Raw genomic sequence first — 25,839 nt, forward strand, 5'->3', positions numbered from 1 at the left:
GTATGATGAAAAAGGACTGTCATCCTGAGCTTGTAGACTAGCGCAAATGCAGTTCGACAAGCTCAGTGTGACAAAATCTAAATATAATTGATTGAGAATACAATCGCTTATATCCGTTTATTTTACCTGGTTCAGGAAATAATCAAAAGTATCTCCACGTAACCCCAAACGGATGGTTTCTAAAGGAATAACTTCTGCCGGAGCAATATTACCCAGGTTTACATTGGTACCGATCAATTTAATGAACCAAACCTGTTGTTCTTTTTGTGGCGCTTCCCAGATAATGGTTTCTTCAGGAATCTGCGTTAAAATCTCATCCACCAAGCCTTCACGTACTTCACCACTCCCGCGGTAAATACCTACATTTCCGCCTTCGCGTGCTTCGGCAATTACTTTCCACGAGCCTGCTTCAATCTCTGCCTGCATCAACTTGATCCATTTGTATGGCGCAAATATTTTGGCAGCATCTTTACTTCCCACCTCCGAAATTACGGTAACCTGCTTGGCCAGTTCGCTGATGAAAGCACATTTTTTATCGTGTTCGATCTCGATAGAACCATCAGAAACCTCTGCATATTCCATCCCGTACTGATCTAAAACACGTTGATAATCTGAAAATTGGTTACGGATAATGAATGCCTCAAACAGTGTTCCACCAAAATAAGTAGGAATACCGGCACTTTTGTATAAAGCTAATTTCTCTTTAAGGTTAGGTGTTACGTGTGAGGTAGCCCAACCCAATTTTACGATATCGGTATGTACGCCGGCAACTTCAATAAAATCTTCAACCTGGCGTAGGCTCAATCCCTTATCCATAACCATTGTTAAGCCTTTTTGGCGTGGTTTTGATGGACGTTCGGGAACGTTTAATAATGGATAATTCATATGCGTACAAAAGTGAAAAAAATTTTGAGATTTATTTGTTAAATTTTTCTCACAAGGTCGTTACCTAATATATCTGTTTATAACGTTCAAAATGGCACTATTATCCTGTAATTGCGGTAAATATTCAAATAAAATATAGTGTTTTTCCGGATCAGTTGTTAAAGCCGTTTCTAAATAACCCAGTGCATCGGCATAACTGCCCAGTGCAAAAAGGTAGGCAACCATACGGTAATACAGCTCGGCAGCCTCCGGATTGTTTTTAATGGCTTCGGCCATCGTTTCTGATGCTTCGAGCAATTTCCCCTGTTCGTAAAGCACGGTACTAAAATCAAGCCAGGCCTCGATATCCAACGGATTAAACTCTAAAACTTTTTCATAGGCCTCTATCGATTCGTCGATTTGGCCGAGTTTATAGTAAGCATCGGCCATCGCAAACCAAAAATCTGCATTTTCAGCTTCCAGATCGATGGCTTTTTTATAAAAATGAAGCGATTCGAAATAACGCTCTTCAAAATTCAGCGTTACACCAATACCAAACCAGGCATCAGCCATCTTGGGATCCATTTTTACCGATTTTTTATAATAAGAACGGGCCTCGTCCATTTTTTCCAGCTTTTCATAGCACTCACCTATTGCACAATACGTATCAGCATTGGGCGGTTCGTACTCAAAGGTCTGTTTGTAAACATCAATGGCTTCGTGGTACTTATCCAATTGAACCAGTGCGTTGCCTTTGTTAAAATATGCCGAACTAAAGTCCTCTTTAATCAGGATTGCATAATCGTAGGCATCGATAGCTTTTTCGAAAAGATTTAATTTGTGGAAACTATTGCCCAGATTGTACCATGCGGCATAAGAATACGGATCGGTATCGATATATTGCTGATAAAATTTAATGCTTTCTTCCTGCTTATCCAGCACATCGTAACAAAAAGCAAGTTCGTATAAACCATCCTGGTTTTCCATATTCTGCTCTAAACTGAGCTTAATATAGGTAATGGCACTTTCGTAATCGCCCATGCTCTGGTATACATAAGCCATCTGCAATAAAATTTCGTCGGTACTTTCTGCAAGGCCCAGGGCTTTTTCATAATTTTCCAAAGCCTCGTCGAAGCGTTCGGTATTTTGAAAAATATTACCGCGCAGCAGATAAATATCGGGCTCGGAAGGCTCTAAAAGCTCGGCTTTTTGCAAAGCGATGAAAGCATTTTCGTGGTTATTGGTTAAAATGTAAAGATGAGCCTGTTTAATTAAGAAAACAGTTGCATAGGGGTGCTGACTAATTGCAAAATCAACAACCTGCAAAGCTTTGACCGGATCATTTTTCTCGATATAAAAATCTACAATGTATTCAAAAGCGCCTGCATCGAAAAAATACTGATCCTGGTTGCGGAGCATTTCTTCGTAACGTTCTACTGAGCGTTGTGCGTCTTCGTTGGATTCAAAAAAGAATTCTTCTTCCATATAATATACTATTAAAGAACCGTGCCAATTAGCAGAAAAACACATTATAAGTTTACTGCTTTTAATAATCCGTTTTTTAAAAAATTATTAACATCAATTGCTTAAATAGCTGTAAACAGCTGATTATAAAGCCAATTAACTGTGATTAAACTGTGTGGATAATCGGTAGATTTTTGCAACATCGCGGTTCCTTATTCCCTTCTTTTACAAAAATACTATAAATTTATGGTATAAACGTAATTACACAGTCATGAAAGGATTAGCCATTTTAGCCCTATTTTTAACGGTTTTCAGTACAAAAACCTTTGCCCAGAGCGATGAAGAAAGTGCCATTAAAAAAGCTGTAAACAATCTTTTTACCGGCATGAAAACCGGCGACAGCACTTTAACCCGAACAGCTTTTGCCAGCGGCGCATTGATGCAGACCATTTCCAGCAAAGATGGAAAAGTAACTGTGAGGAACGAATCGGTCAACGATTTTATAAAATTTATCGGCACCCCGCATCAAGAACAGTACGATGAACGGATTACATTTACCAAAATACTAATTGATGGCCCTCTGGCCTCGGTATGGACCGATTACAAGTTTTACCTTGGCGATAAATTTAGCCATTGCGGGGTTAACTCTTTCCAATTGGTGAAAGGAAGTAATGGCTGGCAGATTGTTTATATTATCGATACACGCAGAAAAGAGGGCTGTAAAGGATAAGCCCTCCTTTTAAAACGGCTTATTTGAGTTTATTGTAGAAACTGAATACCTTATACAGATCTTCATCCAGTTTAGGATCAAGCTGCTCAGTTTTTATAAATGTTAGCACCTGATCTTTTTTATCGGGCAAAACAGCTGCAATATTTTTGGCTGATGGTGTTAGTTTTTGGACAACACCGCTCTTACTTGTAAAATAAGCCTGATCTGGCACCATTTTAACTATTTTCTTTTTCGTATACCAATCTTCGGCAACATCTTTTTTTACCAGGTACTGCTTTAATAAAGAAACATTACCCTCAACCACAACTTCATAAAAGCCAGCTGAGTTATTTAGTTTCGCCTTATCAAAATGGTGCACATAACCAAGCGAATCGGGCAGGGTAAACGATTGTACAGAATCTTGAATGGCATATACGTTTCCATTATCAAGGTACTCCAATTGTTGTGTTTCCAAATTGTACCTTAGCGCACTTACTTCAAACTCCTTTGCGCTCACCGTTTTGACTTTACTGCCTGCGTAAGCCTTGTTAAAATACACAGTACCAAGGGTGGCATTTTTTTCTACCGATTTTAATAATGGTTTTGCACCCGGACCAACGGTAACATTTTGTGCAAAAGAGAAGGTAATCTGTGTAGCTAGAAGAACCAGCCAAAAAAGTTTTTTCATGATCGCGTTTTTTTTAAATCCATTGGTTTCATTTCCTTTCATTTTATTACAAAATGAATACTGCTGAGCGGTTAAAACAGCGTGAAAAAAATTGATGAAAATCAAGTTTTTTTCCCTGTAAAAATCAAGACAATTCCAAATTACTAAAACATTTTAGTCGTTTATTAAACGCAATTTATAACATTTTTAAGATAAACGTATTTTTTTTTGATTTATTGATAAAAAAGATTGTACTTCGGGCTTTTATTAACTTAAACAAAACTTAAAAACTATGAAAAAACTCGTACTGTGTTTATTCATATTTTTATTTTGTGGCATTATACAAGCAGATGCCCAGAGTAAAAATATTACTGGTAAAGTGATTGCATCGAACGATGGATTACCATTACCAGGGGTGAGTGTCCGTGTAAAAGACACTAAAAAAGCCACATCTACCGGATCGGATGGAAAGTTTACCATCAGCGTTAATCCAAATGAGGTACTTCAGTTCTCTTACATTGGGTTTGTAGCCAAAGAAGTAACCGTAAACGGCCAATCTACACTGAACATCAGCTTAGAACCAGATTCGAAAAGCCTAAGCGAGGTAACCATTTCTACTGCCTTGGGTATTAAACGTAAGCCGAAAGAAATTGGGTATGCTACGCAACAGGTAACGGGCAAAGCTTTAACATCAAGCAAGCCTACCAACCTGGCAACCGGTTTATCAGGAAAAGTTGCGGGTTTACAGATTAACCAGGCCAATAACCAAATTGATGCTGGCGATCAGGTAAGGGTTGTTTTGCGTGGTAACCGTTCATTTACCGGAAATAACCAGGCTTTATTGGTATTAGATGGTATTATTGTGCCATTAAGCCAGTTAAACTCCATTAACCCTAACGACATTGACAATGTGAATATTTTAAAGGGTGCAAATGCTGCAGCGCTTTATGGATCGGACGCTTCAAACGGTGTAATAATTGTGAGCACCAAGAGGGGATCTGCTGATGGAGGTAGCATCACTTATACTAATACCACTTTACTAAATCGTTTAAGTTACTTTCCTAAAATGCAAACAGAGTTTGGTGGTGGTACCAATCAGGACGATTTCGGATTTGGTTTATATACCCCATTTGAAAACCAAACATTTGGTGAGCGCTTTGATGGTACATTAAGACCACTGGGCCGTGTTTTAGAAGACGGAACCTACCAAATGGTTCCATATAGCTATAAAGAGGGTGAAAAAGAAAATTTCTTTGAAACCGGTATTGATGAGCAGAATGATCTTACTTACTCTGGAGGAAATGATAATGGAACTACCTACATCAACCTTCAACGTGTAAACAGCAAGGGTTATGTACCGGGAGATAAATCGAACAGAACGGCTATCCGTATCAATGGTACCCGCAAAATGAATAAGTTTTTAGCTGATTATTCATTCAACTACACCCAAAGAAATTACGATAAAAGTACCAATCAGGTATATAACAATGTAATCAATACGCCGGGCAACGTACCATTAACCGAATATAGCGATGTAACATCGAAGTATGGTAATCCGAACGATTATTACAATGATTATTACAGTAGTCCTTACTTTGGCTTACAGCAAAACCGCAACAACGAAAGAAGAGATGATTTATTGGGTAATCTTTCTATCACTTACAGACCGGTAGATTGGTTAAGTTTATTGGCGAGGGGTGGTTTGAGTTCAAAAAATACCCAAGGTAAAAACAAAAACTATGCTTATACCTATTCCGATTTCGCACATGATTCTGGTAAGGCTGCAGCAGCTACTCAATATGTTAAATCATCAGTAGGCGATTACAATGAATTTGAAAGCAGGTACACTGGCGATTTCCTTGCAACAGCAACTAAAACGTTTAACCAATTTAAATTTACATTGATTGGTGGTGCTCAGGTTATCCAGAAAAACTACAAGTATATGTCGCAATCGGGTTCTAACCTGGTTGTAGATAACCTGTTCAATATCAATAACCGTACGGGCGAAATTGTAGGTTCAGAAACTGAACGTAATTCGCGTCAATTGGGTGTATTTGGCGATTTAACCGCTACTTATAACGATTACTTAACCATCCATATCTCTGGCAGAAACGACTGGGATTCTAGATTGGCCAAAAGCAACCGTTCTTTCTTTTATCCGGCAATTGATGCAGCATTAACACTTACTGATGCCATTCCAGCCTTAAAAGAAAGCAAGGTAATCAGTAACTTAAAAATCCGTGGAGGTATATCTAAAGTATATGCTGTTCAGATAGATCCTTATAAACTGGTATCTACAATCAACCCTGCCGGAAATTTCCCTTATGGCGGTACTGCTGGTTATTCAATCGATAATGTGGTATACGATCCGAACTTAAAACCGGAACAGACTATCTCTAAAGAAATTGGCTTTGATATCGGTTTCTTAAACAACCGCATTACCTTAGAAACTTCTGCATATCTTCAAAACACAAAAGATCAGGAAATCATCAACGGAATCGATTTATCTGGTACTACAGGTTATACCAGTGCAATTATCAATACAGGTGAAGGAGAAAACAAAGGTATCGAGTTTAGCTTAAATGCAGCGCCTGTTATTGGCTTAGCTAACGGATTTAGGTGGAATGTGGGTGTAAACTACTCTTACAACACCAATAAAGTATTATCATTATACCAAGGCCAAAACCAATTGGGTATTGGCGATAACAACTACATTGTTGTAGGGCAGAGCTTCCCTTCATTACAGGTTAGTACTTACCAAACGGATCCTCAGGGCCGTGTTATTGTTGATGCCAATACTGGTTTACCAATTTCTAATCCGATTAATAAAGATTTCGGACAAACCAATCCAAGCAATGTTTTGGGTATTAACACCAGTTTCACTTTCAAAAACTTCACTTTATCTGGCGTAGCCGAATACCGTAGCGGTAACGTATTCTACAACAGTTTTGCTGGAACACTTGATTTTGCCGGTATCAGTTATACTTCTGCTCAGGCCGGACGTGAGCGTTTCATTTATCCAAATTCAGTAATCCAAACTTCTCCGGGTGTATTTGTACCAAATACCAATACTACAACGATACAGGGCAATGGTTCTTTCTGGTCTGACGGTATCCGTACCAATACTGCTTCTAACTACGTAATGAGTGCGGCGTTCTGGAAAATCAGAGAGCTTTCTTTGGCTTATCAGGTACCAACACAATGGTTACAGAGTAAAGCTAAATTTATCAAAAATGCAAGTATTGCTTTTGTAGGCCGAAACTTATTTATGTTCAGACCTAGCGATAACATTTACACTGACCCTGAAATTAACGTAGGAACAGGAAATGCGCAAGGTGTGAACAACTTAAATCAAACACCGCCAACACGTATTTATGGTTTTACTGCAACAATTGGCTTTTAATAATTAAGAAAAAACATGAAAAAGAAACTAATATACATACTTGCAATCTCAGGCATATTATTGCTTGGAGCTTGTAAAAAGGGTTTTTTAGATATTAACGATAATCCAAACAATGCTACAGCGGTTAAGCCCGCATTGATTTTAACAGGCGCATTAAACAATACGGCTGCCTATACCACCGGTGGATCTATCTTTTATAGCTTTGCTTCGCTATGGATGAACTACTGGATGACACCGGGTGGTGTATCTGGATGGTATGAAGAGCGTTCGTATAATTTCACTACCAACTGGAGCGGCTCTACCACACTTTGGGCAAATCTTTACGATAATTTAAATGACTATGCTTATTTAGAAACCCAGAGTAAAGCAGCAGGCCAAAATTTCTTTGTAGCTGTAGCCAAAACCATGAAAGCCTGGGATTACCAATACCTGGTAGATTTTTATGGCAACGTGCCTTACACACAGGCCTCAAAATCGGTTCTTTTCCTTAACCCTAAATACGATAAAGCGCAGGCCATTTATGAAGATTTAGCTAAACAGTTGGATACCGCAGCCAATTTATTCAAAACTGCAACGGTTACGCCTGCAGATGCAACAGCTGATATTTACACGAAAGGAAACCTTCAGAAATGGGGCAAATTTGCCAATACCTTAAAATTGAGGATTCTTTTACGCCAATCGGAAATACCTGGCAGAGAGCAGTACATTAAAGATGAAATTGCCAAAATTGCCGCAAACGGATTTGGCTACATTGGAACGAATGATGGTATTTTTAACAATCCGGGCTATTTAAATACAGCTGGTAAGCAAAATCCATTTTGGGCTGTTTACGGTTATGGTGTTGATGGCTCAAAAACTGCATCGCACGGATATATGCTAGCCAGCACTTATGGCATGGATTTCCTTAAAAACAACAACGATCCCCGTCTTGGTAGATTCTACAGCACCGTTAACGACGGAGCAGGCAGTACTTACGTTAGTTTAGTATGGGGACAGGATGTAAACTTCGATCAAACCCTTACAACTGTATCGGGCATTGGCAAAGGTGTTTTAAAAGCCTACGATCAGCCACAGCCGATTATGACAGATTTTGAAAGCTTGTTTATCCAGGCAGAAGCAGCGCAAAGAGGATACCTTGCCGGCAGTGCGCAAGCCAACTATGAGGCAGCAGTAAAAGCCAACTTTGTTTACCTTGGTTTAACGCAGGCCGAAGCAACTACCTACCTTACTGATCAGGCTGTTGCAAACTGGACTGGCAACACCAACAAAATTGCCCTAATCATTAAACAAAAATGGGCTGCAATGAATGGTAGCAATGCTATCGAGCCTTGGACAGATTACAGACGTTTAGAGCTTCCTGCAGATATGCCGATTTCTATTGCTTCTACAGTAACCACCAAGAAAATCCCTGTAAGAATGTTATATCCACAGAGAGAATATAACACCAACTCTGCCAACGTAATTGCAGAAGGTACAATTAACCAGTTTACTTCTAGAATTTTCTGGGACGTTAAGTAAATCAATTAAAAAGATGAAAAATAAAAATATATTTAACGGACTTGTTGCAGCATTATGCGTTATAAGTCTATCTTCTTGTTTAAAAAACAAAAACGAACAACCCGATTTTTCAGGCACAGCCCCTGTTGTAGAAATTCCGGTGGGTACACCAGTTGGTGATGGCAGTGTAAATTCTTTAACAACTTCACTAATACAGCAGGATGCGCCTAGCGAGTACTTTTATTATATTAACTATGCGGCTTCGAGTACAAAAGCAACCGACATTAAGGTAACCTTGTCAGTTGATCCAGCTACACTAGCTAAGTACAATGCTGCGCATACCGATGCGCCATTAACTATAGTACCAACAAATGCTTTTAGCATGTCGACAACAATTACCATCCCAGCTAACCAGCGCAGGGTACAGGTTCCGGTAAAATTTGTGAGTACCGCACTTGATCCGGCCATAGCTTATGGCTTACCTGTAACCATTAAGGATGCATCGGGCGAGGTTATCAGCAAAAACTTCGGTTCAGTGGTGGTTAAGGTTGCTGTTAGAAACCGTTATGACGGAAAATACAACTTTAAAGGTTATATTTTTAGAGAGGGTGATCCTGTTTTAACCGGAAACTTTAAAGGCTTAACCAAAGATTTACCAAGTAACGGCGCTAACGCTGTAGATTTTGGTCAGGTTTGGTCGAATGGAACTGGAGTTGGCGGTATTGACGGTTTAACCATTAATGTTAATCCTACAACCAACAAGGTTACGATGAAAAGTACAGCCAATGCAACTTTAGTTAACGATCCGGCATACGATAGCCGTTACGATCCGGCCACTAAAACTTTTTACATCTCTTTTAAATGGGGAGCAAGTCCTAGCAGCCGATCGGCTACCGATACGCTAACCTATGTATCAGCAAGATAATTAGAAACAGTTTAAAGCATAAATACAAAGCGGCCCGTTTGAAATATTCAAACGGGCCGCTTTTTTTGTATATGGATTGGGATTATTCTTTCCCTAAATCAGCAGCACCCTTTTTAAATAGTTCGGCCTGCTTGCTTAAGTTATCTTTAGCAGCACCCGTAGCGGTAGCAGCCTGTTTGGATTTTCCCTCTGCAGTTGCCGAATAAGCGCCAGCCAATTGCTTGTTTAAGTAAGCCTGCAATTTTAATCTTTCAATGGCAGCACTAATATTTTTGATACCTCTTTCGGTAACTGAAGGATTGGTATTTGCCCTTAAGTACTGGAAATACTGACCAATTACCGAAAAGATTTTATTGCGGTCGCCGGTAAGCATAATCTGCTCATAAAACGACTGATGCTCATCTTTTGGATCACTGATGTACAACGATGCAATAGAAGCAGCAATGTGATCTTTGGTATCAGCATCTAATCCAGCCAAGGCAGCAATACTTTCTTGTGGTGCAAGCTTAGCCAAACCGCCAATACCTGCAGCAATTACCCTGTACGATCTATCTTTTATACTCTCGCTCATTAAAGATTTATAGGTCTGATCTCCTGTTTCAGCCAATTTTGTAATTGCACCCGATCTTACTTCTGTATCTTTATCTGTTTTGGCCAGTTGTAGCAAAATAGGTAAGGCCGCGGCCTTGATATTCGCATCTTCCAAATTAATCCCGTCAATGCTCAAAGCACGTAAATCAGCCGATTTATCTTTTAAACCTTCAAGCAATACCTGTTGTCCGCTGTTGGCTTTGCTCTGCATAATAAACTGTAATGCTTCTATCCTATTGGCATAGCTTGGTGCATTTTTATACTGGAAATAATAATTTTCTGCGGTTTTGTTATCGTTAGTTTCGCCAACAAGAATTTTATCCACATCAAAATCAATTAAGTCAGGTTTTGAGCTTACCTCAAAGCTAAAGTTCTGCTCACGGCTGTTGATCAAAATCTCTTTCCTGATTTTTTTGCCGCCAGCGTAAATATCTATTTTAATTGGTAAGGTAAAAGTCTGTACGCTGGCATCCTGCGTTTGTTTTACTTTGATTGTGGCTTTACCATTTTCATAACCGTAATCGATGCTTAAAATTGGGTGACCGCCATTGTAGTACCACTGGTTAAAATAAGGGCTCCAATCTTTACCCGTTACATCCTCCATGGCCAAACGCAGTTGATGTGTTTCGCCATTTTTAAAGGCATTGGTGGTTAGGTATCGGTTAAGCGATTTGTAAAATGCCGCATCGCCCATCTGGTTTTTGAGCGCATATAGAATAATCGATCCTTTAGCATAGCTTATGTTATCGAACATATCTTCTTTATCGTTATAGTAGAAACGGGCCAAAACCGGACTTTCGCCTTTCTTGGTCGATCCCAGATACGACTGCAGTTTATCGTAACGCGATTTATCTTCGGCATCCTGGCCAGCATCATGCCCATGCCAGATCACTTCGCCAAAGGTGGCAAAAGATTCGTTCATGGTTAAGTTAGACCAAGATTCGGCTGTTACATAATCGCCAAACCATTGGTGAAAAAGCTCGTGCGCAATCGTACCTTCTTCATTGCCATCCAATAATTCACGGTCTGTTTTTTGCACCTGCTCGCCATGTAGCGTGGCCGAAGTATTTTCCATTGCACCCGAAACATAATCGCGCGCCACTACCTGCGAATATTTGTTCCATGGATAATCTACGCCCAACAAATTGCTATAAAACTGGATCATATTAGGCGTTTTACCAAAAATCTGTTTGGCATAAGGTGCAAATTTAGGCTCTAGGTAATAACTCACTTCTTTTCCTTTATAGGCATCTTTTGTAATTTTAAATTCGCCAACGGCCATCATAAATAAATAAGGCGAGTGCGGTAGATCCATTTTCCAGGTATCGGTCCGGGTGCCATCAGCATTGGCTTTCTGGCTTACCAGTTTACCGTTAGATAGCGTGGTGTATTTCGATTTTACCGTGATCGAAATCTCATCGGTAGTTTTCTGGTCTGGTTTATCTATGGTAGGGAACCAGGCAGAAGAAGATTCGGTTTCGCCCTGCGTCCAAATTTGTGTTGGCTTATTTTTATCGGCACCATCCGGATTGATAAAATACAAACCTTTGGCATCGGTTATAGCTGCACTTCCCTTTACCTTAAGCTCATCAGGCTTTGCGGTATAGGTAATATACACGGTATATTTTTCGGCGTTGGTATACTTTTTATTTAAAGTGATGTAAAGTTTATTATCGTTATAAACATAATTAAGCGGGGTATTCCCTTTAGCACCAACTAGGGCAACAGTCTTAATATCCATTCCCTGCGCATCGAGGGTTAAAGAATCTGTAGGATAAAAGTGGGGCTTAAGCGTTACCCATTCTTTTCCATACAGGTACCGTTTGGCATAATCAAAAGATACATCAAGTTTGGTATGTACCAGATCGTTCACCTTTGTTGCAGTAACGCGGTAAACACTCAGGTTGTTCGATTTTTCGGCAGATTGTTCCTGTGCAAATAGTGGCTTGGCCATAAAAGTAGCGGCCAATATTACCCCACAGGCAATAAATTTTTTATTCATTTTTTAAGATTTTTATAAGTCAGTAACCTTTAAGGCAAGGTATCAAGAATTGTGGTAATTCAGTACTAAAATTTTTGAGTAATATTTAAAACCTAATGGGTTGCAACAGGCTTTAAAGTATAGCCTTGAGCTATCAAGCCTTTAATCAGTCCTTCATCGCCAACTAAGTGCCCTGCACCAACGGCAATAAACAGCGATTCTTTTTGCATCATTACAGGCAGCTGATCTAACCAGCGTTTATTCCGGTTTTTGAGCAGTTCGGTCATAAACTCTTTGGTTTCTTCATCCTGTATTTTAAAGAAATTAGTTAATTTATCCATATCCTGAGCCAGGTAATAGTTTTTTAGTTCCTTTATTTTGAGTTTGTTTTTATCCGATTCCCTAATCGATTTTAACAGGGCTTTTTTCTGCTTTTGCAAATCGCCATCAAACAAAAGCGCTCCCTGATATTCGGCCGTTTCCAAACCGTACAGGGATTTAGCATTGCTTTTGGCATATTTTTGAAAGCTATCGTCTACACCATCGGCGGTATCTTTTATTTCCGGATTATCTAAGAGCATAATCAGGATTCCAACCATTGCAGGCTTAAACGTATTGAGCTCCTTCAAATCAATATCTGGGTTCTTGGCTTTGATATAATCGTCTATTTCTTTGTACTCGGCCTTGGTGTATAAACTATCAAGGGTATTGTTTTTCATGACTAAAAATGGAGCCATGCGCTGTTGCACCGTACTATCCATTACAATCTCGCCAACTACACCATCAACGGATTTTAATTTCTCCTGCAGAACTTTCATGGTATCGGCAAACTTTCTACTGGTTAAGTGGTGTGTTCCGAATAAATAAGACGGTTTTTTTAATCCCTTACCCGAAATTTCCCACAATAGCGTGTTGGTAGCCTTTTTAGTTTGTGCGTTAAGGCTAAGCGTGAGGCCTAAAAAAGCAATCATCAATAGTTTAATGTTTTTCATTGAGCAGTTGTTTTCGATAAATATTTCAGGCAAGATATTAAGAATTGTGCTAAAGTTTAAGGACTAAATGTACCCTGCTTTCCTTTATTTTTTTGTTTTTTTGTGTAAATCGTTAGATATATGACAACAGATATTCAATCCATTTTAACCAAACTTGGCGTAAGGGCAGCTAATGCCGCTTTTAGCACAGGTAGCCAATGGGGAGGCGAATCAAACGCAACTACCTTAGAAAGTTTTTCGCCTGTTGATGGTAAATTAATTGCCTCGGCAAAAGTGGCTACTGCCGCCGATTATGATGCAGTTGTGCTGAAGGCGCAATCGGCATTTAAAGAATGGCGAACTGTACCTGCACCAAAACGGGGAGAAATTGTCCGCCAGTTTGGCGATGCCCTACGCGAAAATAAAGAGGCCTTAGGCACGCTGGTTTCTTATGAAATGGGAAAAAGCCTGCAGGAAGGATTTGGTGAAGTTCAGGAAATGATCGATATCTGCGATTTTGCAGTGGGTTTATCGCGGCAGCTTTATGGTTTAACTATGCACAGCGAACGCCCTAGCCACCGCATGTACGAGCAATGGCATCCACTGGGCATTGTGGGCATTATCTCTGCATTTAACTTCCCGGTTGCGGTTTGGAGCTGGAATACCGCGCTGGCCCTGGTTTGCGGAAATGTTTGCATCTGGAAACCATCAGAAAAAACACCGTTAACCGCTATAGCCTGTCAGCACATTATTGCGCAAGTTTTTAAAGCCAACCAGGTGGCCGAAGGGGTGAGCAGCTTAATATTGGGCGATAGGGAAGTTGGCGAACTAATGACCAATGATACACGCGTTCCTTTGATTTCGGCAACCGGATCAACCCGTATGGGTAAGGCTGTTGCCGCAGCAGTTGGTGCCCGCTTAGGCAAAAGCCTATTAGAACTGGGAGGTAACAACGCCATTATTATTTCTGAGCATGCCGATTTGGACATGAGCCTGATCGGGGCTGTTTTTGGTGCTGTTGGAACGGCAGGTCAACGCTGCACCTCTACCAGAAGGTTAATTATCCACGAAAGTGTGTACGATGCCTTTACCGCTAAATTGATTAAAGCTTACGGACAATTGCGTATCGGCGATCCATTAGATCAAAATAACCATGTAGGTCCGCTGATTGATACTGATGCCGTTGCCGCTTATCTGGATTCGATAGCAAAATGTAAGGCAGAAGGTGGTAATTTCGTGGTAGAGGGCGGAGTTTTAACCGGCGCAGCTTACACCAGCGGCTGTTATGTAAAGCCTTGTATTGCTGAAGTTCAAAATGATTTCAACATTGTACAGCACGAAACCTTTGCGCCGATTTTATACTTAATTAAATACAAAACATTAGATGAAGCTATAGCGCTTCAAAACGGCGTTCCACAGGGATTATCATCAGCAATTATGACGTTGAACCTAAGAGAAGCGGAACAGTTTCTCTCTGCCAATGGATCCGACTGTGGCATTGCAAATGTAAACATCGGTACTTCTGGCGCCGAAATTGGTGGTGCTTTTGGTGGCGAAAAAGAAACAGGCGGTGGCCGGGAAAGTGGATCGGATGCATGGAAAGCTTACATGCGCAGGCAAACCAATACCATTAATTATTCGGACACTTTACCACTGGCCCAGGGAATTAAATTTGATTTGTAGTTATGGTCCATCGTCCCCGTTTGTAACAGGGATGTACGAGAAAAGCGATTTTATCGCTAAAAAATTCTGCATTACAAATGCAGGTTTCAGCGATCCTCGTTTCAAACGAGGACCATGTATCTAAAACAAAAAAGGCACTGATATAAAATTCAGCGCCTTTTTGGCAAAATATATAATAGAGTTAGAATAGTTTTTCCAATAAACCAGCATCAATGTCATCATAGCGCGATTTATTGTTGTTGCTGGCCAAAACAGGTTTAACTGCTACCCTGATATTGCTTTCCTGAGCCGTAAAATCGCCCATTTTTATTTTAGATGCTGCACCGATTACCGCTAAGTGTGTTTCGGTAGCACCTGTTAGTTTTAATGTTGCGGCGTCTTTAATTTCGGTTGATAGATTAACCGTATTGGCTTGAATATCAGCAGAAGCTTTATCGTTCAAAACAACATTTAAGTTTAATAGGTTAAAGTTGCCTGCAGTGCTTACACTGGCTGTGTTAGATGCTTCGATAGCAGTTAGGTTATTTACGTGGGCAATCACGGTCAGGGTGGTTTTATCAAAAGAACTGATTCTGAGTTCTGCGCCCTGTTGCTGGACCAAAGCATTTTTGGTATAATATTGATCGTATACCTCAACACTTTCCTGAGCATCCTGAACCAGAATTAATTTTACATTTCCTGATACTACAATTTTACTGATGTTTTTAACCTGGGTTAAAGCGGTGTAGTTTGCATTGTTTTCTGAAGCGCTTGCCACTACTGTTGCGCTACTTAAAGTAACCATTACCAATGCAGCTGCGAATAAATTTTTGATAGAAGTTTTCATGATCTTAATATTTTATGTTAAATAAATCTTTTGTTTTAAACACCTAATTATTAGGTGGTTTTGTAATTAAGACGGCGATCTATCCAAAACGTTTCAGCCAATTAACGGCTATTATACCATGCCCGTGTATTTATAGACGAACGCCCCTAAAACCTATACGAAAACGGATTGATTGTATGGACGAAATCAGTACGTATACTGAGTATTAAGTAATAATGTTAAAAAAGGTTAAAGCATTAACAATAACTAATATATTAGTTTTATATTCGGGGCAAGAAAACCAAATCTTCTATGAAACGTCTATTACTCTCACTGTGCTTTTTAGTTTTTATCTCCTCCTTTGTCAAAGCACAGCAACTCCATGCCATTAAAGGCCGAACCATCGATACTGCATCGACAACCATTTTATCGGGAACTACAGTTGCCGTTTTAAATGCTAAAGATTCTACCTTGGTAAAATTTACCCGAACTGCAGAAAACGGCACCTTTGAACTGAATGGCATTAAAAACGGAAAGTTTATCTTATTGGTTTCTTATCCTAAATACGCTGATTTTGTTGATCATTTTACACTCGATTCTACCACTCAACTTAAAGATTACGGCAAAATTAACCTGACGGGGATGGCCAAAATATTGGCCGATGTAATTATTAAAGGCGAAAGGACGGCCATTAAAATTAAGGGCGATACGACCGAGTTCAATGCCTCGAGTTACAGCATACAACCGAATGATAAAGTAGAAGATCTGTTAAAAAAGCTACCGGGCATACAGGTAGATAAGGATGGAAAAATTACCGCACAGGGAAAAACAGTACCCAAGGTATTGGTAGATGGCGAAGAGTTTTTTGGCGATGACCCTACACTCGTAACCAAAAACCTAAGGGCCGATATGGTTGATAAAGTTCAGCTTTTCGAAAAATCAAGCGATCAGGCAGCCTTTACCGGGGTAGATGATGGACAGAAAACGCAGACCATTAACATTAAACTAAAAGAAGATAAAAAAAGTGGCTTTTTCGGCAAGGTTGATGCCGGTTATGGTACAGATGATTTTTACAAAGGCCAGGTTTTATTTAACCGCTTTAAGGCCAAGCAAAAGTTTTCGGTATATGGTACTGCAGGTAATAACGGCACTACGGGCCTAAGCTGGCAGGATAACAATAAACTGGGCACCGGTGGCGATAATATGCAGATGAGCGATGATGGCAGCATGTGGTTTAGCTATGGCGGAGGCGATGAACTGGAAAGCGGCAGTTATTACGGCGAAGGTATACCGCGGGCCATAACCGGTGGTGCACATTATGACAATAAATGGAACAGCGATAAGGAAACCATTAACACCAATTATAAATTAGGTTCGTTAGGTATTAAAACCACTAAAAACACCATTAGCCAAAACAATTTACCCGATGGGATTATCAATACCAATACCGACGAAAACTCCGACCGGAACGTATTTAGGCAGAAATTGGATGCTACCTACACCATTAAATTAGATACCACCAGCAACTTAAAAATAATGGTTGATGGCACATTAAAGAAGAGCGACAATACTTCTAGCTCAAACAGTACAGGTTTAAGGGGAGATAACACCAAACTTAATAGCAACGACCAATCAAACAGCAGCGATGGCAAAGAGCAAACCTTTAACATATCGGCGTTCTACACCAAAAAGCTTAAAAAATTAGGCCGCAACTACTCTATTAATGTTAGTCAAAAATTAAATGAGATTACCAGCGATGGTTTCTTGTATGCTAACGTTAAGTATTTCGACGAAAATGGTGTACAAACCGGAGGTCAGCTTACCGATCAGTACAAAACAAACAATACGCGCAATTCAGTCTTCAACACCAACATTACTTATAACGAACCTATCACCAAAGCCATGGCCCTGGTATTAAATTACGGGTTTGTGATCAATGATAGCCGCTCCGACCGTAAATCTTTCAATCAATCTACCGCAGGAAATTACAATGTACTGGATGCAGAATTTAGTAACGATTTTAAAGCTACGCAGTACATCAATCAGGGTGGTGCCATTTTTAACTATAAAAAGCCAAAAACAACCATCAGCTTTGGTACTAAAATCAGTGCCGTAAACTTCGATCAGTTAGAGCAGCTTTCTAATCAACGCTACAAAAGAAATTTTATCAACTGGTTACCACAGGCCAGTTACATGTACAAATTTTCGGCCCAAAAATCTTTCCGCTTCAATTATAACGGCAGTACCAATCAGCCTACTGTTAACCAGTTGCAGCCAGTAAAGGTTAACGATAACCCTTTATACCAACCTTTGGGTAATCCAAATTTAACACCTTCATTTAATAGCCGCTTCAATGTAAATTATAATTCGTATAAAGTATTAACCCAACAATCGATATACCTGAGCGGTAATTTTGGTTTCACCAACAACGCCATTGTAAGCAATACCGAAACTGATGCCACGGGTAAAACTATTGCCAAATCGGTTAACCTAACCGAGAAAACGCCTATAAATTATAGCTTATACAGCGGGGTGAGCAGAAAATTAAAATTCTTGTTCGATGCCAACATTGGTATCAATTTAAGTGCAGGCGGTAACACCAATTACAATTATGTTAAGAGCCAGTTTAGTGATGCATTAGAATTAAACCAGGTGGTTAGTACGCGTTTTGGTCCTTCGTTAGATATTAACAGGTATAAGGACAAAAGTGAATTTTACATCAATTTTGGGCCAAGCTACAACTCGCAGGTAGCATCTTTGCAAAAAGAGCGTTCCAATAAAGGCTGGGGCTGGCAGGGCTGGGGCGGCATGAGCTTTACCCTGCCTAAGAAAATTAAACTCCAGGCCGATGGCGAATATACCTATACGCCAAAATCGCAGGCATTCGATTCGAGCTTTGAACAGGTAATTGTTAATGCTTCGGTTACCAAATCTTTCTTCAAAAAAGAAGACCTGAAATTTACCATCCGTGGAAACGATTTATTTAACCAGAACCGCGGCTTTTCGCGCTACGCTTTTTCGAATATGATTACCCAAACGAATTACAATAACATTAGCCGTTATTTTATGTTTTCGCTGGTATGGGATTTTAACAAAATGGGCGGTGGAGCCCCACAGAAATAATGGATAACTTGGTAAAAGCACCGCATAACCTTAAAAAACAGTATAAAGTTAATCTTTCAAAAAATAGTATAATGAAATTAAGATACGCCATATTGATGCTTGTTTGCACTATAAATTATGCAATGGCACAAAATGCAAGGTTTGTAAACCAGGGCAAAATTGAATTTGAAAAGAAAATAAACATCTATGCACTGCTTAAAGATCAGGCAAAGCGTTACCCTGATAATTTTTGGAGCGCACAGGCATTGGAGCAGTACCAAAAAAACAATCCGCAGTTTAAAACTTTAAAAAGCGAGCTCATATTTAAAAACGATCAAACTTTTTTCAATCCTTTGGCCGATGAAAGTGTTTCGAACAACTGGGCAAGCAATTTCGCCTCTGCTAAGCAGAACAATATCATTTTAACCAATTTAAAGGCCGAGACCAGCATTAACCAAAAATCCATTTATGAGGAAACCTACCTGGTTAAAGATTCTGTCCGCAAAATAAACTGGAAAATTACCGACGAGTTTAGAAACATTGCAGGTTACGATTGCCGCAGGGCAAATGCGCTCATTATGGATTCTATTTACGTCGTAGCATTTTATACCGATGCCATTCCGGTTTCTGGCGGGCCCGAAACCTTTAGCGGACTGCCGGGTATGATACTAGGTGTGGCATTGCCCCGCGAGCACATTACCTGGTTTGCCACAGCTGTAAAGGATGTAGAAATTGCCAGTACACAGCTTAAGGTACCATCAAAAGGCAAACCGGTAAATAAAAAACAACTCAGTGATATTTTAAAAGGTGCATTAAAAGATTGGGGCAATTATGCCAGCGATATTTTAAAATCGGCTGATATGTAAGATTTCTTTGGGCCAAATTTTCATTGTTATCAGTAAATTAGCCTAATTAAATTCAGTCATGTACACCGCACTTTACAACCACATCAATAGATTTATAGATTTGAGTATTGATGAACAAGAGATCCTTGCGCCAATGCTCAAATCTTTTACCGTTAAAAAGAAAACCTTTTTATTAACCGAAGGACAAACCTGCCGGGCCAATTATTTTGTGGCAAAAGGCTGCCTTAGGCTTTATTTTATCGACATTAAAGGTGCCGAACAAACTACCCAATTTGCCATCGAAAACTGGTGGATTACGGACCTGACGAGTTTCTTATTCCAAAAACCGTCTGAGTTTTATGTACAGGCAGCAGAGCTTACCGATGTTATTGCCATTGAGCATCACCACTATGATGAGCTGTTTAACAAACTGCCCAAACTGGAAAGGTATTTCAGGCTCATTTTGCAGAAAAACCACCAGGCTTCTCAAATGCGTATCCGTTACCTATACAGTCAAACCGCCGAAGAAAGGTACCGCCACTTCAACAATTTATTCCCGGATTTTGTGCAAAGGGTGCCACAGTATATGCTAGCTTCTTATCTGGGCTTTACACCCGAGTTTCTGAGTAAAATCAGGGCTAAACGATAAGCTAATTTTCTAACCGCCGAGCGCACGCAGAAAGGTGCAAAGCACGCCAAGCTTGTAATTCAACAACTTAACAGGAATAACTAAAATACTCAGTACAACTCTTTTAAAACCACTATCTCCTCTGTGGTTAATTATACCTCGCATTTTTTTGAGAAACTCCCTGCGTTGTTCAGCGCAAAAACTTAGTTGCCTTTCGGTTCAGGCATTTCTTAAACTACATTAAGTTTTTTGATCATTAGGATATTGAACTTTACATCGTAATCAAAAAACAAATAAAATGCAAAGTAGAATTGATATCCCAAAAGTAGAACCTGCAGCTTATCAGGCCATGTACGGTTTAGAAAAATATTTATCAGCCAGCAAGCTAGATCCTATCCTTTTAGAACTGATTAAAATGCGCGCATCGCAAATTAATGGTTGTGCATTTTGCTTAAATATGCACTCAACTGATGCCCGCAAAATAGGCGAAACTGAGCAGCGTTTATATTTATTAAGCGCTTGGAGAGAAACCACCTTGTTTACCGAGCAGGAGCAGGCCGTTTTGGCTTTAACCGAAGAAGTAACTTTAATTAGCCACCACGTTGCTGATGCTACCTATCAAAAAGTGGCAAGTTTCTTCAATGAGCAGGAAATAGCACAGCTGATAATGGCTATTGTTACCATAAATGCTTGGAACAGATTGGCCATTACCGCCAAAGTAATGGTTGGATAATAAAGATTCAATCTGGCTTACCACTAAGGTACGAAGACACCAAGATCTTAAATAAAATTTCTTGGTGGCTTTTGTGCCTTTGTGGTTAAAAAATAATTAATTGAAACTCATGGTGCGTGGAGACACGAACCATGGCGTTAGGTTTAATTTGAAGACTAGGCCATTTAGAGCCTGCGAGATCTATTTAGCTGTAACACGAAACCAATCATACTCGGCCATCCCAGCATCATTTGTCTGGGTATCCCTAATGGCGAAAAGTCCAATTTTGGCGCCAATCCATTGGCCGGCGATGGCCTGAAATTCTTCGCCAACCTGGGTAAAATTCAAGCCATCCTCACTATAACTGAACAGACATTTTGCACCTGCCGAAACTTTTACCCTAAAAAATACAGCACCCGTTTTTAGCCGGGCAATTTCTTTCTCATCTTCTGTTTTCCCTTTATCGGCATTTGTACAAAGTCCATACACCAGATAAACCCCATCCTTTTTGCGTTTAATACTGATCTGCGCGTAGCTTCTTCCCATAACAACCAAACCGGTTCTTTCATTTTCCAATTTGAGGTTAGGCTTAAACAAAAGTTTTGTGCTTACCGTAAATTCATCAGCAGGAAATTTCTGCATCAACAAGTTTGGCACATCCCAAAGGTTTTTAGCCTCATCAGGTATTTTTGAAGTATATAATTTCAATACGCCCTTAACTGCATCGGTAAATAACCAGGTGGGCTGCGGGTTGGCCTGCCATTGCCACTGCAAGCCTAAATACGGGGCATTAAATTCATCGCTTTCTATTGGGCTTTGCATGGGGTAAACCCGGCCAACATTGGGCTTTTTATATACTGTAACAGGTTCGCCTTTTCCATCGCCATCTGCATCAGCCCCGATAACCGGCCAGTTATTGACCCATTTCATTGGTTGCAAATGCACCACACGGCCATAAGCATCTTTATCCTGAAAATGCAAAAACCAGTCTTCGCCGGTTTGGGTATTTACCCATGCGCCCTGATGCGGCCCGTTTACTGCTGATTTCCCTTGATCCATTACCACTTTCCTTTCGTACGGACCATAAATACTTTTGCTTCTCAAAACCAGTTGCCAACCTGTAGAAACCCCTCCTGCAGGTGCAAATAGATAGTAATAACCATTACGTTTATAAAATTTCGGGCCTTCAATGGTTGGATCGAGTTCGTGTCCATCGTAAATAATCCTGCCCGTTTCTAGTGCTTTCGATCCATCGTTGCTCAAAGGCATAACCGCCAATACACTTTTTATCCCTGCACGGCTGCCCGCGTAGGCATAAGCCAGATAAGACTTGCCATCTTCATCCCAAAATGGGCAGGGATCTATCAGTCCTTTACCGGCAGCAACCAGTTTTGGTGCAGACCACTCGCCCGTTATGGTTTTGGCCTTGGTTAAATAAATGCCAAAATCGGGATCTGGATAATAAATATAGAATTCGCCGTTGTGGTAGCGGATAGCTGGAGCCCAAACGCCATTGCCATGCTGCGTTTTTTCGAAATGCTCAAAAGGTGGCTGGCGTTTTAAGGCATGACCAATAATTTTCCAGTTGACCAAATCTTTGGAATGTAGCACCGGTAATCCGGGTACAGCATCGAAACTGGAGGCAATCATATAAAAATCATCTCCCACCCGGATAGCATCTGGATCAGAATAATCGGCATTGATAACCGGGTTTTTAAAGGTTCCATTGCCCAGATCAGCTACCCATATTTTAGAAACATAATGTTCGGCCGGCATCTTTTGCGCAAAGACATTAATACCAAGACTTAAAATTAAAATTGAACTGTATAGATATTTCATCTTACAATGGTGTTTTTTGGGTATTTGGTTAGTGCTAATTAAAAAAACTTTCACCAGCAGTTTCTCACGTTGAGCCCTTCGAAACGCTGCTTAAGCGATAAACATATCCTCCGACAAGCTCAGTATGATACAAGCTACCTTAATGAAGAGTAGGCTGTTAACAAGATTAAGCCTTTTTTTATTTTTAGGCAAGCTGTTATTGTGCAATCGTTCCCGACATCGTTTGCAACGTTTAATCTCGAAAAAACTGCTTTGGGTAAAATATTATTGTTTAAAATTGTTCATCATATATTTTAAAACACGGCTGCGTTACAAAGTTTATACTTTTACGTGGCCGATTTTAATTTAAGCCTAACCAAATAAATATGAAAGCAATTGTTTTTTTCTTTCTTGCAGCCATTTCATTTGCTGCAAATGCCTTCGATGCCAAACCCGATTTTATAGTGGCTGCGGATGGAAGCGGAAATTTTAAAACGGTGCAGGAAGCCATACAGGCCGTTCCCGATTTTAGGAACAAAACCACTGTAATTTTTATCAAAAAGGGCATTTACAAAGAGAAACTGGTTTTAGCAGCCTCTAAAAAAAATGTAAAATTTATTGGCGAAAGCTTAAACGAAACCATTTTAACCTATGACGACTACGCCCAGAAGAAAAATATTTTCGGTGAAGAAAAAGGCACTTCAGGTTCATCCAGTTTCTACATTTATGGCGAAGGTTTTTCTGCAGAAAACATCACCTTCCAAAATTCAGCTGGTCCGGTAGGGCAGGCTGTTGCTGTTTGGGCAGGAGGAGATAAACTTACTTTTAATAACTGCAGGTTTCTAGGCTTTCAGGATACCCTTTACACTTATGGGGGCAACAACCGCCAGTATTACAAGAACTGTTACATTGAAGGAACGGTCGATTTTATTTTCGGCGCAGCCACTGCATGGTTTGAAAGCTGCACCATTTTCTGCAAAAAAGCAGGTTACATTACCGCAGCTTCAACTGCCGACACCACCAAATTTGGCTATGTATTTAACAAATGCAAAATTAAAGGCGATGCACCCGCCAATAGCTTTTACTTAGGCCGCCCCTGGAGGCCATATGCCAAAGTTGTTTATCTGAATTGCGAATTGCCCGATTTAATCCGTGCCGAAGGCTGGAACAACTGGGGTAAAGCAAGTAACGAGCAAACCGCCTATTACGCTGAATATAAAAGCACTGGAAAAGGTGCCGATCCAAAAAACCGGGCCAATTGGTCGCACCAGTTAACAGATGAGGCCTACCAGGCTTATATTTTGGAAAACGTTTTCCGCGGGTGGAATCCAGAAGCCAAATAAAGCCATCAAAACACTGATAATCAACAACTAAAATACCAATATACGACCCTTTTCTGCCTTGTTTTCCGGCAACGATTGCATAGATTTCTCTTCTATTTTAAATGCAAACAACGTACACTTGTTATAACAATAACCAAGTATAATTTAACAGCGCAAAATAATGAAACATATTTCTGGTAGTTTATGCCGTATTAAAGTAGCTCTCGCATGCTTAATTTTATCTGCTACAACGGCTGTTGCACAACAAAAGCAAACCTTACCCATTATTAAGCAGGTTAAATTTAAAAAAGATACCACCAGCATTGTTGCCTTTGGCGCTAAGGGCGATGGGATTACCTTAAATACCCTGAGCATTAATAAAGCCATTGCCAGCGTGAGCCAAAAGGGCGGTGGCGTGGTACTAATCCCTTCGGGCTTATGGTTAACCGGCCCTATCGAATTAAAAAGCAACGTAAACCTACATTTAAAGCGCGACGCCATCCTCCAGTTTACCGCCGATTTTAACCAGTATAAACTGGTTCAGGGAAATTGGGAAGGCCAGCCGGCATGGAGAAACCAAAGTCCGATTTCGGGCATTAACCTCGAAAATATAGCCATTACCGGAAGCGGGATTATTGATGGGAACGGTGGTGCCTGGCGCATGGTAAAAAGAGATAAGTTAACCGAAACACAGTGGAAAACCTTGGTAGCATCTGGCGGTGTAGTAAGGCCAGATGGAAAAATGTGGTATCCATCAGAAAAAACAGTTAAAGGCTCGAACACTAAAAATGCCGGTGTAATTGAAGCTGGTAAAACCGCGGCAGATTACGAAGACATTAAAGATTTCCTCCGCCCCAACTTATTGGTATTAACCGGATGTAAAAAAATCCTTTTAGAAGGTGTTACCTTTCAAAACTCTCCAGCCTGGAATCTGCACCCTTTGCTTTGCGAAGATTTAACCCTAAGAAATTTACAGGTAAAAAACCCTTGGTTTGCACAGAACGGCGATGGTGTTGATGTAGAATCGTGCAAAAACGTATTGATAGAAGGCAGCACTTTTGATGTGGGTGATGATGGAATCTGTATCAAATCGGGCAGGGATGAAGCAGGGCGCAAACGTGGTGTACCAACAGAAAACGTAATAGTGAGAAACAATGTGGTTTACCATGCACACGGCGGTTTTGTAATCGGTAGCGAAATGAGCGGTGGCGCCAGGAACATCTGGGTTTATGATTGTTCTTTTATCGGAACCGATATCGGCCTGCGTTTTAAAACCACCCGTGGCCGCGGCGGTGTGGTAGAAAATATTTTCATCAACAACATCAACATGATCGATATTCCTGGCGAAGCGATCCTATTTGATATGTATTACGCCGCTGTAGATCCGGTTCCTTTGGCGGGCGAAAAACGCGAAGCCATTAAAACCGTTACCGTTCCGGTTACCGAGGCTACCCCTCAGTTTAAAAATTTCTATATCAAAGATGTTGTGGCCAACGGTGCCGAAAAAGCAATATTTTTTAGGGGCCTACCAGAAATGAACATTAAGGACGTGCACCTGGAAAACGTAACCATAAAAGCCAAAAAAGGGATCGAAATTATTGAGGCGGCCGGAATTTTCTTGAAGAATATTAACGTAATTACCGAAGATACCAGTCCGGTGGTGATGATCCAGAATGGTACGAACATCAATATCAGCAATTTAAAATATCCCGATAACAGTAAAGTTTTATTTGAAGTTATTGGCGAAAATACCAAAGGCGTAAAAATTAGCGGAACAGATGTTTCTAAAGCAAAAACAGCTACCGTTTTAAGTACAGAAGTGGATAAAAAAGCACTTGAAATTTCAAAATAA

Annotated in this window: 18 protein-coding genes; 11 read left to right on the forward strand and 7 right to left on the reverse strand. The window is 40.2% G+C overall.

Annotated features, from left to right (window positions below; all coding sequences use genetic code 11):
* Positions 1-117: 117 nt before the first annotated feature.
* Positions 118-885 (reverse strand): phosphosulfolactate synthase, encoded by a 768-nt coding sequence (locus ACS5PU_RS07795; RefSeq protein ID WP_439458722.1) that lies wholly within the window; start codon positions 883-885, stop codon positions 118-120.
* Positions 886-945: 60 nt separating this feature from the next.
* Positions 946-2,349, reverse strand: a complete 1,404-nt coding sequence (locus tag ACS5PU_RS07800; protein ID WP_439458723.1) for a tetratricopeptide repeat protein — start codon at positions 2,347-2,349, stop codon at positions 946-948.
* A 250-nt stretch (positions 2,350-2,599) separates the two neighbouring features.
* Here ACS5PU_RS07800 and ACS5PU_RS07805 point away from each other — a divergent pair, with 250 nt between their 5' ends.
* A complete protein-coding gene (locus ACS5PU_RS07805) occupies positions 2,600-3,058 on the forward strand; it encodes a nuclear transport factor 2 family protein (RefSeq protein WP_439458724.1) in 459 nt (152 codons plus the stop codon).
* A gap of 19 nt (positions 3,059-3,077) precedes the next feature.
* On the opposite strand, the gene ACS5PU_RS07810 is transcribed toward ACS5PU_RS07805, so the two are convergent.
* The gene (locus tag ACS5PU_RS07810; protein ID WP_439458725.1) at positions 3,078-3,725 is read right to left on the reverse strand and encodes a hypothetical protein; all 648 of its coding nucleotides are present in this window, start codon (positions 3,723-3,725) and stop codon (positions 3,078-3,080) included.
* A gap of 271 nt (positions 3,726-3,996) precedes the next feature.
* On the opposite strand from ACS5PU_RS07810, the gene ACS5PU_RS07815 reads away from it, so the two are divergent.
* From ACS5PU_RS07815 to ACS5PU_RS07825, 3 genes are read left to right on the forward strand one after another with little or no spacing between them, the layout of a single operon-like run.
* Positions 3,997-7,107 (forward strand): SusC/RagA family TonB-linked outer membrane protein, encoded by a 3,111-nt coding sequence (locus ACS5PU_RS07815; protein ID WP_439458726.1) that lies wholly within the window; start codon positions 3,997-3,999, stop codon positions 7,105-7,107.
* Between the two features lie 15 nt (positions 7,108-7,122).
* The gene (locus tag ACS5PU_RS07820; protein WP_439458727.1) at positions 7,123-8,625 is read left to right on the forward strand and encodes a SusD/RagB family nutrient-binding outer membrane lipoprotein; all 1,503 of its coding nucleotides are present in this window, start codon (positions 7,123-7,125) and stop codon (positions 8,623-8,625) included.
* A 13-nt stretch (positions 8,626-8,638) separates the two neighbouring features.
* Complete coding sequence (locus ACS5PU_RS07825) at positions 8,639-9,529, forward strand: DUF1735 domain-containing protein (protein WP_439458728.1); 891 nt, start codon at positions 8,639-8,641, stop codon at positions 9,527-9,529.
* A gap of 82 nt (positions 9,530-9,611) precedes the next feature.
* Here the strand turns inward: ACS5PU_RS07825 and ACS5PU_RS07830 are convergent, their stop codons facing one another.
* Both ACS5PU_RS07830 and ACS5PU_RS07835 read right to left on the reverse strand, forming a co-directional pair.
* On the reverse strand, positions 9,612-12,122 hold the full coding sequence (locus ACS5PU_RS07830; RefSeq protein WP_439458729.1) for a M1 family aminopeptidase: 2,511 nt from the start codon (positions 12,120-12,122) through the stop codon (positions 9,612-9,614).
* Positions 12,123-12,214: 92 nt separating this feature from the next.
* Positions 12,215-13,093, reverse strand: coding sequence for a TraB/GumN family protein (locus ACS5PU_RS07835; protein ID WP_439458730.1), 879 nt, complete (start codon positions 13,091-13,093; stop codon positions 12,215-12,217).
* Positions 13,094-13,213: 120 nt separating this feature from the next.
* Here ACS5PU_RS07835 and amaB point away from each other — a divergent pair, with 120 nt between their 5' ends.
* The gene (gene amaB, locus ACS5PU_RS07840) at positions 13,214-14,755 is read left to right on the forward strand and encodes an L-piperidine-6-carboxylate dehydrogenase (protein WP_439458731.1); all 1,542 of its coding nucleotides are present in this window, start codon (positions 13,214-13,216) and stop codon (positions 14,753-14,755) included.
* A gap of 181 nt (positions 14,756-14,936) precedes the next feature.
* On the opposite strand, the gene ACS5PU_RS07845 is transcribed toward amaB, so the two are convergent.
* Positions 14,937-15,581, reverse strand: a complete 645-nt coding sequence (locus ACS5PU_RS07845) for a GIN domain-containing protein (protein WP_439458732.1) — start codon at positions 15,579-15,581, stop codon at positions 14,937-14,939.
* Positions 15,582-15,872: 291 nt separating this feature from the next.
* Between ACS5PU_RS07845 and ACS5PU_RS07850 the strand changes: the two genes are divergently transcribed.
* The 4 genes from ACS5PU_RS07850 to ACS5PU_RS07865 all read left to right on the forward strand — a co-directional run bounded on the left by ACS5PU_RS07850 (position 15,873) and on the right by ACS5PU_RS07865 (position 20,868).
* Positions 15,873-18,683 (forward strand): outer membrane beta-barrel protein, encoded by a 2,811-nt coding sequence (locus ACS5PU_RS07850; protein WP_439458733.1) that lies wholly within the window; start codon positions 15,873-15,875, stop codon positions 18,681-18,683.
* A gap of 71 nt (positions 18,684-18,754) precedes the next feature.
* Positions 18,755-19,528 (forward strand): GLPGLI family protein, encoded by a 774-nt coding sequence (locus ACS5PU_RS07855; protein ID WP_439458734.1) that lies wholly within the window; start codon positions 18,755-18,757, stop codon positions 19,526-19,528.
* Positions 19,529-19,586: 58 nt separating this feature from the next.
* Positions 19,587-20,156, forward strand: a complete 570-nt coding sequence (locus ACS5PU_RS07860) for a Crp/Fnr family transcriptional regulator (protein ID WP_439458735.1) — start codon at positions 19,587-19,589, stop codon at positions 20,154-20,156.
* A gap of 277 nt (positions 20,157-20,433) precedes the next feature.
* On the forward strand, positions 20,434-20,868 hold the full coding sequence (locus ACS5PU_RS07865; RefSeq protein ID WP_439458736.1) for a carboxymuconolactone decarboxylase family protein: 435 nt from the start codon (positions 20,434-20,436) through the stop codon (positions 20,866-20,868).
* 180 nt (positions 20,869-21,048) lie between these two features.
* Here the strand turns inward: ACS5PU_RS07865 and ACS5PU_RS07870 are convergent, their stop codons facing one another.
* On the reverse strand, positions 21,049-22,686 hold the full coding sequence (locus ACS5PU_RS07870; RefSeq protein ID WP_439458737.1) for a glycoside hydrolase family 43 protein: 1,638 nt from the start codon (positions 22,684-22,686) through the stop codon (positions 21,049-21,051).
* Between the two features lie 365 nt (positions 22,687-23,051).
* Here ACS5PU_RS07870 and ACS5PU_RS07875 point away from each other — a divergent pair, with 365 nt between their 5' ends.
* Both ACS5PU_RS07875 and ACS5PU_RS07880 read left to right on the forward strand, forming a co-directional pair.
* Positions 23,052-24,008, forward strand: coding sequence for a pectinesterase family protein (locus ACS5PU_RS07875; protein WP_439458738.1), 957 nt, complete (start codon positions 23,052-23,054; stop codon positions 24,006-24,008).
* Between the two features lie 160 nt (positions 24,009-24,168).
* On the forward strand, positions 24,169-25,839 hold the full coding sequence (locus ACS5PU_RS07880; protein WP_439458739.1) for a glycoside hydrolase family 28 protein: 1,671 nt from the start codon (positions 24,169-24,171) through the stop codon (positions 25,837-25,839).

Origin of the sequence: Pedobacter sp. GSP4 (assembly GCF_051857575.1) — a bacterium.
Classification (GTDB): domain Bacteria; phylum Bacteroidota; class Bacteroidia; order Sphingobacteriales; family Sphingobacteriaceae; genus Pedobacter.

What these genes read in the sequence shown, in the direction of transcription:
- ACS5PU_RS07795 (WP_439458722.1), bottom strand. Translation starts at nt 885, where the DNA reads ATGAATTATCCATTATTAAACGTTCCCGAACGTCCATCAAAACCACGC.
- ACS5PU_RS07800 (WP_439458723.1), bottom strand. Translation starts at nt 2,349, where the DNA reads ATGGAAGAAGAATTCTTTTTTGAATCCAACGAAGACGCACAACGCTCA.
- ACS5PU_RS07805 (WP_439458724.1), top strand. Translation starts at nt 2,600, where the DNA reads ATGAAAGGATTAGCCATTTTAGCCCTATTTTTAACGGTTTTCAGTACA.
- ACS5PU_RS07810 (WP_439458725.1), bottom strand. Translation starts at nt 3,725, where the DNA reads ATGAAAAAACTTTTTTGGCTGGTTCTTCTAGCTACACAGATTACCTTC.
- ACS5PU_RS07815 (WP_439458726.1), top strand. Translation starts at nt 3,997, where the DNA reads ATGAAAAAACTCGTACTGTGTTTATTCATATTTTTATTTTGTGGCATT.
- ACS5PU_RS07820 (WP_439458727.1), top strand. Translation starts at nt 7,123, where the DNA reads ATGAAAAAGAAACTAATATACATACTTGCAATCTCAGGCATATTATTG.
- ACS5PU_RS07825 (WP_439458728.1), top strand. Translation starts at nt 8,639, where the DNA reads ATGAAAAATAAAAATATATTTAACGGACTTGTTGCAGCATTATGCGTT.
- ACS5PU_RS07830 (WP_439458729.1), bottom strand. Translation starts at nt 12,122, where the DNA reads ATGAATAAAAAATTTATTGCCTGTGGGGTAATATTGGCCGCTACTTTT.
- ACS5PU_RS07835 (WP_439458730.1), bottom strand. Translation starts at nt 13,093, where the DNA reads ATGAAAAACATTAAACTATTGATGATTGCTTTTTTAGGCCTCACGCTT.
- amaB (WP_439458731.1), top strand. Translation starts at nt 13,214, where the DNA reads ATGACAACAGATATTCAATCCATTTTAACCAAACTTGGCGTAAGGGCA.
- ACS5PU_RS07845 (WP_439458732.1), bottom strand. Translation starts at nt 15,581, where the DNA reads ATGAAAACTTCTATCAAAAATTTATTCGCAGCTGCATTGGTAATGGTT.
- ACS5PU_RS07850 (WP_439458733.1), top strand. Translation starts at nt 15,873, where the DNA reads ATGAAACGTCTATTACTCTCACTGTGCTTTTTAGTTTTTATCTCCTCC.
- ACS5PU_RS07855 (WP_439458734.1), top strand. Translation starts at nt 18,755, where the DNA reads ATGAAATTAAGATACGCCATATTGATGCTTGTTTGCACTATAAATTAT.
- ACS5PU_RS07860 (WP_439458735.1), top strand. Translation starts at nt 19,587, where the DNA reads ATGTACACCGCACTTTACAACCACATCAATAGATTTATAGATTTGAGT.
- ACS5PU_RS07865 (WP_439458736.1), top strand. Translation starts at nt 20,434, where the DNA reads ATGCAAAGTAGAATTGATATCCCAAAAGTAGAACCTGCAGCTTATCAG.
- ACS5PU_RS07870 (WP_439458737.1), bottom strand. Translation starts at nt 22,686, where the DNA reads ATGAAATATCTATACAGTTCAATTTTAATTTTAAGTCTTGGTATTAAT.
- ACS5PU_RS07875 (WP_439458738.1), top strand. Translation starts at nt 23,052, where the DNA reads ATGAAAGCAATTGTTTTTTTCTTTCTTGCAGCCATTTCATTTGCTGCA.
- ACS5PU_RS07880 (WP_439458739.1), top strand. Translation starts at nt 24,169, where the DNA reads ATGAAACATATTTCTGGTAGTTTATGCCGTATTAAAGTAGCTCTCGCA.